10 protein-coding genes are annotated in these 9,264 nt (G+C 59.0%); 8 read left to right on the top strand and 2 right to left on the bottom strand.

Translation table 11 applies throughout. The features are described from left to right. Window positions 1–848: 848 nt before the first annotated feature. The 3 genes from NW863_RS11090 (at window position 849) to queA (ending at window position 3,468) form a co-directional block, all read left to right on the top strand. Window positions 849–1,472 carry a cob(I)yrinic acid a,c-diamide adenosyltransferase gene (locus NW863_RS11090; RefSeq protein WP_414366376.1) on the top strand — a complete coding sequence of 208 codons (624 nt, stop codon included), beginning with the start codon at window positions 849–851 and terminating at the stop codon, window positions 1,470–1,472. A gap of 92 nt (window positions 1,473–1,564) precedes the next feature. Beyond that, complete coding sequence (gene dcd, locus NW863_RS11085; protein WP_414366375.1) at window positions 1,565–2,158, top strand: dCTP deaminase; 594 nt, start codon at window positions 1,565–1,567, stop codon at window positions 2,156–2,158. A 137-nt stretch (window positions 2,159–2,295) separates the two neighbouring features. Beyond that, window positions 2,296–3,468, top strand: a complete 1,173-nt coding sequence (gene queA, locus NW863_RS11080; protein WP_414366373.1) for a tRNA preQ1(34) S-adenosylmethionine ribosyltransferase-isomerase QueA — start codon at window positions 2,296–2,298, stop codon at window positions 3,466–3,468. Window positions 3,469–3,476: 8 nt separating this feature from the next. Here the strand turns inward: queA and NW863_RS11075 are convergent, their stop codons facing one another. Together NW863_RS11075 and NW863_RS11070 are read right to left on the bottom strand one after the other, a co-directional pair. Then, window positions 3,477–4,220, bottom strand: coding sequence for an HAD family hydrolase (locus NW863_RS11075; protein ID WP_414366372.1), 744 nt, complete (start codon window positions 4,218–4,220; stop codon window positions 3,477–3,479). 41 nt (window positions 4,221–4,261) lie between these two features. Then, the gene (locus tag NW863_RS11070) at window positions 4,262–5,284 is read right to left on the bottom strand and encodes an aldo/keto reductase (RefSeq protein ID WP_414366370.1); all 1,023 of its coding nucleotides are present in this window, start codon (window positions 5,282–5,284) and stop codon (window positions 4,262–4,264) included. 170 nt (window positions 5,285–5,454) lie between these two features. Between NW863_RS11070 and NW863_RS11065 the strand changes: the two genes are divergently transcribed. The 5 genes from NW863_RS11065 to NW863_RS11045 all read left to right on the top strand — a co-directional run bounded on the left by NW863_RS11065 (window position 5,455) and on the right by NW863_RS11045 (window position 9,071). Further along, entirely contained in the window at window positions 5,455–5,964 is a 510-nt protein-coding gene (locus NW863_RS11065) for a hypothetical protein (RefSeq protein ID WP_414366369.1), read from the top strand. A 52-nt stretch (window positions 5,965–6,016) separates the two neighbouring features. Further along, entirely contained in the window at window positions 6,017–7,651 is a 1,635-nt protein-coding gene (locus NW863_RS11060) for a CTP synthase (RefSeq protein ID WP_414366368.1), read from the top strand. Between the two features lie 41 nt (window positions 7,652–7,692). After that, complete coding sequence (locus tag NW863_RS11055; RefSeq protein WP_414334739.1) at window positions 7,693–7,854, top strand: DUF2256 domain-containing protein; 162 nt, start codon at window positions 7,693–7,695, stop codon at window positions 7,852–7,854. 40 nt (window positions 7,855–7,894) lie between these two features. Beyond that, window positions 7,895–8,350 carry a phosphate-starvation-inducible PsiE family protein gene (locus NW863_RS11050; RefSeq protein ID WP_414334740.1) on the top strand — a complete coding sequence of 152 codons (456 nt, stop codon included), beginning with the start codon at window positions 7,895–7,897 and terminating at the stop codon, window positions 8,348–8,350. A gap of 241 nt (window positions 8,351–8,591) precedes the next feature. Then, window positions 8,592–9,071, top strand: a complete 480-nt coding sequence (locus NW863_RS11045; protein ID WP_414366378.1) for a peptidylprolyl isomerase — start codon at window positions 8,592–8,594, stop codon at window positions 9,069–9,071. Window positions 9,072–9,264 lie beyond the last annotated feature (193 nt).

Raw genomic sequence — 9,264 nt, 5'->3', positions numbered from 1 at the left:
TCAGAACCCAAGGCTCTAGAGCTTGTATAAGTTAGCCTTACGTGGGATCCAAACTGAATGGCCAATGCCTATTTCTCATGATAGAAATAGAGATTAAACTGAGAACAAAAAATTAGCCTTGAGATCGACCCAGAAAAATAATTGAAGAGATAACTTGGCAAAAAATAGTTCCAGGATATAGAGGTTACATAATTCTTTGCGTCCCTTCTCAAAAAATATCGTTGATAAGTTGTTTTTGATGAAGGCAATTAATGGATTTGCATTTCGTCGCTTTCGAAGTTAGAAATTAAGTTTAAGTTTTTGGACCTGCAGTCACACTTTTTCCAAAGTGAAGTCGAGACAACATGGGGGGCTCTCCGGCTCCTAGCCGAATAGATCCCCCGCTGGGCAAGGCTTTTGAGATGAGCAGAGCTTCGCCGCCATCTGGTGGCCAGGCCGCCGATATCGGTATTCCTGTTTGCAAGAGCTCATCTCATTCGGAAAACATTGATTCCTTGCTTGCATTTTTATAAGATACTTTTGTGCTTAAGTAAAATACCTCTACACTCAGATTTTTGTTTGGACTTGAACGTTAATTAAGATTTTGTTCAAAAGCTTTTCTTTTGGGCTCCTGCCTCTTGTGCCAAAAAGCTAGGATGGGCAAGGATTGTGTTTTCTGTCACTCTATTTGAGAAGATTTGTATGCCGACCAGAAGCAAAACCAACTCGTTGACGGATACGCACAGGTGGTGTTTCATGGAATCCATAGCCAATGCTCTCCACCACTTGTAGGCCCTGTGAACCTAGGGCCTAGTTCCTTAACCCACTTGCGAGATCAAGCCGTGGTTTGCACTGCCTCTCCGAATCCTATGCCCTCCCCCAAGGATGCCGTTCCTGCGGCCCGGGTTAAGCAGCCTGCCGCTCACGACCGTTTCCTGCAGAGGGATGGAGCCTTCTCCACCCAGTTGATCCCCCAGGGATCCCTGCAGCTCTACACCCATCCCAGCCGGGGTATGTTCACGCCTGTGATGGCTCAGGCGCTGCGCTTGGCTGGCCAGGGGACGCGGGTGTTGATCGTGCAATTTCTCAAGGGTGGGATCAACCAGGGGCCAGAAAATCGTCTTTTGCTGGGCAGCTCTCTGGAGTGGGCCCGCTGTCGTCTGCACCGCTGCATCGATACGCCTCACCTGGAGCCAGAGGAGCGGCGGGCTCTGGATGAGCTGTGGCAATTTACCCAGGAGGCGGTCAGGAGTGGCCGTTATGGCTTGGTGGTGCTGGACGAGTTGGGCCTGGCCATCAGGCTGGGCTTGATCCCGGAGGCGCAGGTGCTGGATTTGATCGATCAGCGCCCAGTCTGGATGGACATAGTCATCACCGGGCCAGAGATGCCGGATTCTCTCCTGGAACGCGCAGATCTGATCACCCAGCTACGCCAACGGCGGGATCCAGTCCTCACTCCTCCTTCTCCAGAGGGCGGCCCCCGCCGAGAATAGATCCCTCGCGGGTCAGCAGCTCTTAGCTTTGCCATCAGTGACTGCGCTCTCTTTCCCAAACTCTCTGGCCTGTCGGGCAGCCTGTTGCAGCCATGTTAAAAAACGACCGCTGGATCTACGAGCAAGCGCAGCGGGGGATGATCGAGCCATTTTGCCCTGAGCTGGTGCGTCGCGTGGAGTGGAACGGCCAGACGCGGCCCGTCTTGAGCTATGGGCTCTCTTCCTACGGCTACGACATTCGCCTGTCGCCGGTGGAGTTCAAGATCTTCCGCCACGTGCCCGGCACAGTGGTGGATCCCAAGCGGTTTAACCCCAAGAACCTGGAGGCGGTGGAGCTGCACCACGATGAGATGGGGGATTACTTCATCATTCCTGCCCACTCCTACGGGCTGGGTGTCTCCCTAGAACGGCTGCAAGTTCCGGACAACATCACTGTCATCTGCATCGGCAAGTCCTCCTATGCACGGGTAGGGCTGATTGCCAATCTGACCCCAGCCGAGGCGGGATGGCGGGGCTATCTCACCCTGGAGTTCTCCAATGCTTCTAGCGCCGACTGCCGCGTGTATGCCAATGAAGGGGTGGTGCAGCTTCTCTTCTTGGAAGGGGATCCCTGCCAGACTACCTACGCCGACCGCCAGGGCAAGTACCAAGATCAGCCGCAGCAGGTGGTGGTGGCCAAGGTTTAGTTGACTTGCTTCCCTCTCGGCAGAGAAGGGGATAAGACCACGGTAAAACCCGGCGGATGGGCAAGGGGGAGACGGGGGGCTATACTGAATGGCCGGGGATCCCCTTTTAACCTGTTGCGGTAGTAGTGCAGAGCTCTTTGAACGATCCTTCTTTGGCGGCTACTTCTCCTGGCAGCCCCGGTGAGCATAATCCAGATTGGCTTACCGCTTCCTACGATTACATCCTTCCTCCCGACCGGATTGCCCAAACCCCTGTGGAGCCGCGGGATCAGGCGCGGATGCTGGTGGTGTACCCAGATAGGCATGAGCACCGCCGCTTCTGCGACCTGCCTGACTACCTGCAAGCCGGAGATCTCTTGGTTCTCAACGACACCAAGGTGATCCCGGCCCGGCTGTGGGGAGCCAAGGTCTTGCCGGAAAAAGACTCTTTTGGGGCACGGGTAGAGGTTTTGCTGCTGGAGCCTGAGTTGCCAGGGATCCCAGCTAACACCTTCCAGCAGGAGCAGATCTGGCGGGTCTTGGTTAGACCAGGCAAGCGGGTCAAGGTAGGGGATCAGATCCGGTTTTGGGATCACCAGGGATCCCCGGCGGAACTGATGGGCACGGTACTTGCTGTGGATGCGGAGACCAGTGGCCGGGTGATGCGGTTTACCTGGGAAGGAGCGGATCCCTTTGAGAAGATCTTGGAGCGGGTGGGGCGGATCCCGCTTCCCCCTTACATCAAGGCTGCCCACACCCTTAATCCGGCGGAGGCGGGAGTCCGACCTGAAGACTATCAAACTGTTTGGGCTAGGCAGCCAGGCTCGGTGGCCGCCCCCACCGCCGGGCTGCACTTTACCCACCAGCTCTTGGAGCGCTTGGCTCAAAAGGGGATCCAAACCGCCTTCATCACCCTGAACATTGGCCTAGGCACCTTCCGCCCCGTGGAGGCAGAACGAGTCACTGACCACCACTTGCACAGCGAGTGGCTCAAGGTGCCGGCGGAAACCGTAGCTGCCGTTCGGGCAGCCCAAGCGCAGGGAAGGCGGGTGATTGCCGTGGGAACAACCGTGGTGCGGGCCCTGGAAACGGCAGCCCTCTCCGGCACCCTGCAGCCCTGGCAGGGGAAGAGCGACCTCTTCATCTACCCTGGCTACTGCTGGCGGGTGGTGCAGGGCCTAATCACCAACTTCCACCTGCCCCGCTCCAGCCTAATGATGTTGGTGGCAGCGCTGATTGGGCGGCAGAGGCTACTGGATCTCTACCAAGAGGCCATTGAGCAGGGCTATCGCTTCTATTCCTTTGGGGACGGCATGCTGATCCTGCCCTAAGGGGATCGTCAGGCGGCTTGGGCAGGCCGGTCTTGGCCAGTGGCAAACCACCTCTGGAGGCGCTCCCATTCCACTTGGGGGTAGCCATCCACTGCCCAGTTGGCCCGCCGCTGCAGCATGTGCAAAGGAAAGAAAGTGGCCAGGGCCAAGACCGGGATCCCTTGGGAGCGAGCTGCTTGCATGCCGGCGTAGGTGGCTTCAAAGCTCAGGCACTCCTGAGGGGAGAGCCCCATCCGCTCTAGGAGCAGACGGTGCAGCTGCCCTGAACCCAGGTCAGGATCCATCTCCTCGCCGGTCACACGGTACCGGAAATGGTCGGTCAGCTGGGCCAGGAGCGGACAGGGGAAGCGTTCTAGAAAGGCCTCCACCTCAGCAGCAGCGTGGCCGCTCACTAGGCCCACCTTGAGCTGCAGCCGCTCCAGCCTCTCTAGAGTCTCCACCAAGCCGGGGACAAGAAGGGATCCCTTCTGCTCCTGCAACGCCTGCCGGTAGTACAGGGCCTTGCGGTGCAGCAACTCTTCTCGCTGCTTGGGGCTGAGCACCCGCCCCTGGGCTTGCCAAAGGGCGGGCAGGCGCTCCCGATCGGATCGGCCTAGGTAGTGCAGCCGGTAGAGCTCCTTTTGGGCAGGGGATCCTAGATCCCAGGGACGCAAGTTCTCCTCCAGCAGCACCTGGTTGATGGCGGAGAGGTGCAGCCCCTCATCGTCGGCCACTATGCCGCTCCAGCTTAGGATCACCCCTTGCAGCGCCATAGGAGAACCTCTTCCGCCCTTCTCTTGCTTGATCCTTAGGATCACTCTGAACAATTCCGAGAAGCTGGGATCCTTGCGCGGGCAGGAGGAGCCATGAAGCTGGGGGGAATGGGTTCGGGAACATGCCTGTGCAGGATCTCGTCGATGGCCTGCCTTGCCTCCGCCTCCAGCGACCAGCCCCAAACTCCGGCTAGGTCATCCAACTGCTGGCGCTTGCGCGCTCCCCACAGGATTGCACTCACTCCCGGCTGATCCAAGAGCCAGCGCACGGCCAACTGAGGCAGGGTTTTGCCGTAGCGCTCCCGTGCCAGCTGGCTCAGCTCTTCTACTGCTTGCAAGTACTGGGAGTAGCGAGGTTCCACGAACTTGGGATCGATGCCGCCGCGCAGATCCCCAGGCGGAAACTTGGTTTGGGGCGTCAGCCGTCCCCCCAACAATCCCCGGCAGAGGGGACTGTAGATCAGCGTAGCAATGCCGTTAGCCCGACAGTAGGGCAGAACGTCCGCCTCAATCTGGCGCTCAAACAGGTTATAGGGCGGCTGGACGGTGTGCAGGGGAGCCACCTGGCGAAAGCGCTCCATCTGCTGAGGAGAAAAGTTGCTTACCCCAATGGCACGGATCTTTCCCTCCTGCAGCAGGCGGCAGAAAAAGGCGGCCGTTTCCTCCAAAGGTTCTAGGGGATCTGGCCAATGCACCTGGTAGATGTCAATCACCTCCGTCTGCAGGCGGCGAAGGGAGTTTTCCAGATCCTGAGCTAGCCAACTTAGGCTGCAGTTGCGCACCACCTTGCCGTTAGTCCACTGCAGGCCGGCCTTGGTGGCAATGACCACGCGATCCCGGCAGCCGGCATCGCGGATGGCCTGTCCCAAAAGCGTTTCCGAAAGGCCGCGGCCATAGGCCGGGGCTGTGTCAAAGAGGGTAATACCTAGGTCAATAGCCTTGCGGAGGGTGGCATAGGCCTCCTCAGGGTCTGCTGGCCCCCACCAATCCCCGGTCATGCTCCAGGTGCCCAACCCCACGCGGCTAAGTTTTAGACCTGTCTCGGCAAGCGTGACAAACTCCATGGCAACTTCTGCAAAGAGGATCCGGTTTCAGGATGCTAACAGGCGCCGGGAGAAGACAAAGCCGGTTGCGCCTAGCTGCTGGTGGAAAAGGAGGCCGGGCTTTTGCCTCTACTTTTCTAACTAGAGGCTCAGTAGAGTGGGGATTGAAAAATTCCCACCGGAATGGCCCAATGAAGTCCATTTTCCCTCTCTGCCTGGCCGGGGGCAGCGTTCTGATCTGGGGATCCCTGCTGTCTGTGCAGGCACAGGTGATCACGCCCCTTTTTCCAGAAACTTCCCGAACTCCTATCCCGCTGCCCCCCAGCCAGGATATTCCCACCTTGCCGATTGTGCCGGATCCCCGGCCTGTACCGACGACATCCCCCCGGCCAAGGCCGCTGCCGACGGGGACTTTTGAGGAGATTAGCCGCTACTTCCGCGATCTCAACCGGGCCAAGAACTTAGCCCGCCAAGCGGCTGAAATTGCCAACGGGGGCTTGCAGCGCTACCGCGCTGAGGCCTCTATGCACGGGGCAGCCATCGATGCACCGTTTGAAGAGTTCGCAGATGCCTGGATCTTCACCTTCCGGGGCGGCGAGCCTGGCTTTACTCAGCCCAGCATCGAAACCCAGGTGCGGGTGGATCGGCGCACCTTTCAGACCACCATCCTCTACAACGGCCCCATCCGTTCTCTGCGCTAATGGGATCCCCGCCATCCCTGGCATAATCAAAAGAGGGCAAGGGATGCGGGAGATGACCAAGTTTGTCTTCATCACTGGCGGAGTGGTCTCCAGCATTGGCAAGGGGATTGTGGCGGCCAGCCTGGGGCGTCTGCTCAAGTCCCGCAACTACACTGTGTCGATTTTAAAGCTGGATCCCTACATCAACGTGGATCCCGGCACCATGAGCCCCTACCAACACGGGGAAGTGTTCGTCACCGACGACGGCGCCGAGACCGACTTGGACTTGGGCCACTACGAGCGCTTCACCGACACCAACATGTCCAAGCTCAACAACGTTACCACCGGCGCCATTTACCAGGCGGTGATCTACAAGGAGCGGCGGGGCGACTACCAGGGCAGCACAGTGCAGGTGATCCCGCATGTTACGCAGGAGATCAAGGAGCGCATCCGGCGGGTGGCCCGCGAGACCAACCCCGACGTGGTGCTGGTGGAGGTGGGGGGCACGGTGGGGGACATCGAGTCGCTGCCCTTTTTGGAGGCCATCCGCCAATTTCGCAAAGACGTGGGCCGAGCCAACGTGGCCTACGTGCACGTGACCCTGGTGCCTCTCATCAGGGCGGCGGGGGAAATGAAAACCAAGCCCACCCAGCACTCGGTCAAGGAGCTGCGCTCGATCGGGATTCAGCCGGACGTGCTGGTGTGCCGCTGCGAGCAGCCCCTGCCCCGCGGCCTCAAGGAGAAGATCTCTGAGTTTTGCGACGTGCCGGTGGAATGTGTCATCCAGGCCCAGGATGCCCCCAGCATCTACGATGTGCCTTTGGTGCTGGAGCAAGAGGGTTTGGCCCAGCGGGTTTTGCAGATCCTCAACTTGGATCCGCAGCAGCCGGATCTGCGCGAGTGGGAGCTCTTGGTGCAGCGGCTGCACCACCCTCAAGAGCGGGTAGAAATTGCCATTGTCGGCAAATACGTGCGCCTCACCGATGCCTACCTCTCAGTGGCGGAAGCCCTGCGCCATGCAGGCCTGGCCCTCAATGCCGGCGTTACCTTGCGCTGGATCTCTTCTGAAGAAGTTGAGGAGCGGGGGCCGGCAGCCCTGCTGGCCGGTGTGGACGGCGTGGTGGTGCCGGGGGGGTTTGGTAGCCGCGGCATCGAGGGTAAGGTAGCCACCATCCGCTACGTGCGCGAGCAAGGCATCCCCTTCCTAGGGCTGTGCCTGGGCATGCAGTGTGCGGTGATCGACTGGGGATGCCACATTGCCGGTCTAGAGCGGGCCAACAGCTACGAGTTTGATCCCGACACCCCCCACCCCGTCATCAGCCTGTTGCCAGAGCAGAAAGATGTGGAGCACTTGGGGGGAACCCTGCGCCTGGGCCTCTACCCCTGCCGCATTCTGCCTGACACCCTGGCGGCCAAGCTCTACGGCGAGGCCATCATCTACGAGCGCCACCGCCATCGCTACGAGTTCAACAACGCCTACCGCAGCCTGTTCTTGGACTCCGGCTACGTCATCAGCGGCGTCTCGCCCGATAACCGCCTGGTGGAAATCATTGAGCTGCCCAGCCACCCCTTTTTCATTGCCACCCAGTTCCATCCCGAGTTTCGCTCCCGCCCCAATCGCCCCCATCCCCTCTTTTTGGGGCTGATTGAAGCCGCCCTGCGCAGCCGTTCCCGGCCGCAAGCCTTGCAGTTGCAGAACACAGGCTAGGGCATTGGGGTTGATTCAAGAGTTGTCGTTTCCAGCGCGCTATGCCCCGCCACCGGAAGAAGTCGGATTTGCCAAGCAAAATCTGCCTCACCTGCGGCAGGCCCTTTACCTGGCGCAAGAAGTGGGCCGACTGTTGGCCGGAGGTGAAATACTGTTCTGAGCGGTGTCGCAACCATCGCTCCAAGGGATCCCGATCCTCCTAGACGTCTGGGGCAGATAATGGGGTCGTCAAAGGGGGGTGGCATGCGGTTTCTCAAGTGGCTCTTGCACAATCCTCACGAAACGGAAGAGGAGGATCCCTTTCTGCGGGCCATTACCCGCCTAGAAAGTCTGATCTCGAAGCTGCTTTCCATCTTGATGATCGGGCTGATTGGGGTGGCCGTGGTGGATTTGGCCCGCTTCCTGGTAGCTGATCTGCTGCAGGAGCCGACTGGCTTTTTCTCCACCACTTTGATCGAGATCTTCGGCCTTTTTTTGAATATCCTGATCGCGCTGGAGATTCTGGAGAACATTACCGCCTACTTGCAAAAGCAGGTGGTGCAGGTAGAGCTGGTGATTGTGACTTCTTTGATCGCAGTGGCGCGCAAGATCATCATTTTCGATTTTGAGAAGCTGGGCGGCCTGGATCTCATTGGGCTGGCAGCAGCGACGCTAGCCCTCTCCGTCAGCTACTGGCTGGTGCGACGAGCCAAGCCGTGATCCCTGTCGAGCGAAGGGCGGGCCTGGACAAATCCTGATAGGATAGGGGCGGAGCTTTCTGGCAAGAGAGATGCGCGTGCCCTCGGGGGTTGCCCACCTGTTGAAGCTAGCTGTGCTGGCGGTGCTGCTTTGGGTGGGATCTGGCTTTCTTCCCGCTCTGGCCCGTCCGCATTCTTCTTACGATTTGCTCCTAGCACAACAGTTGGGCAAAACCGTGAAAACCTACAACAGTCCTCCGCCAATGGTCATCGACCCGGCCAAGTCCTACACGGCCACGCTGGAGACCACCGCCGGCACGATGGTTCTGGAGCTGTTCCCGCAGGAAGCTCCCCTTGCTGTCAACAATTTTGTCTTCTTGGCCCGGGATCATTTCTACGACGGCGTCATCTTTCACCGGGTCATTCGGGGTTTCATGATTCAGGGCGGGGATCCCACTGGCACAGGTCGAGGTGGGCCAGGCTACCGCTTTCCCGATGAGCCGGTGCGGCGCCCCTACACGCGAGGGACTTTGGCCATGGCCAATGCTGGCCCCAACACCAATGGCAGCCAGTTCTTCATTATGCATGCCGACTACCCGCTGCCGCCCAACTACACGATCTTCGGCCAACTGATCGAGGGGGAGGACGTGTTGGATAAAATTGCCACGGCGCCCACGGGCCCTCAGGATCGCCCCTTGAACCCGGTTGTGATCAAGTCTGTTCGCATCTCGGAATCAGACTAGGTTGGGCCAATCCGGCGAAACAGTTTGGTTAAATTAACTTGGCCTCTGGCCCTATTTTTGCAACTTGCTCTATGGGGGACTCAGTTATGGAGTTCGCTAGGCCCCGGCGAATGTCCCCCCGCATTCTAGTTCTGGATTTTGATGGTGTGCTCTGCGACGGACGGTCGGAGTACTTTGCTTCTTCCTGTCGAGT

This window comes from Synechococcus sp. B60.1 (assembly GCF_047462555.1).
Taxonomy (GTDB): Bacteria; Cyanobacteriota; Cyanobacteriia; order Thermostichales; family Thermostichaceae; genus Thermostichus.
This window is presented reverse-complemented; position numbering and strand designations above follow the sequence as displayed.

Coding starts and splice junctions, on each gene's coding strand:
- NW863_RS11090 (WP_414366376.1), top strand. CDS start 849: ATGCCCTCCCCCAAGGATGCCGTTCCTGCGGCCCGGGTTAAGCAGCCT.
- dcd (WP_414366375.1), top strand. CDS start 1,565: ATGTTAAAAAACGACCGCTGGATCTACGAGCAAGCGCAGCGGGGGATG.
- NW863_RS11075 (WP_414366372.1), bottom strand. CDS start 4,220: ATGGCGCTGCAAGGGGTGATCCTAAGCTGGAGCGGCATAGTGGCCGAC.
- NW863_RS11070 (WP_414366370.1), bottom strand. CDS start 5,284: ATGGAGTTTGTCACGCTTGCCGAGACAGGTCTAAAACTTAGCCGCGTG.
- NW863_RS11065 (WP_414366369.1), top strand. CDS start 5,455: ATGAAGTCCATTTTCCCTCTCTGCCTGGCCGGGGGCAGCGTTCTGATC.
- NW863_RS11060 (WP_414366368.1), top strand. CDS start 6,017: ATGACCAAGTTTGTCTTCATCACTGGCGGAGTGGTCTCCAGCATTGGC.
- NW863_RS11055 (WP_414334739.1), top strand. CDS start 7,693: ATGCCCCGCCACCGGAAGAAGTCGGATTTGCCAAGCAAAATCTGCCTC.
- NW863_RS11050 (WP_414334740.1), top strand. CDS start 7,895: ATGCGGTTTCTCAAGTGGCTCTTGCACAATCCTCACGAAACGGAAGAG.
- NW863_RS11045 (WP_414366378.1), top strand. CDS start 8,592: ATGGTCATCGACCCGGCCAAGTCCTACACGGCCACGCTGGAGACCACC.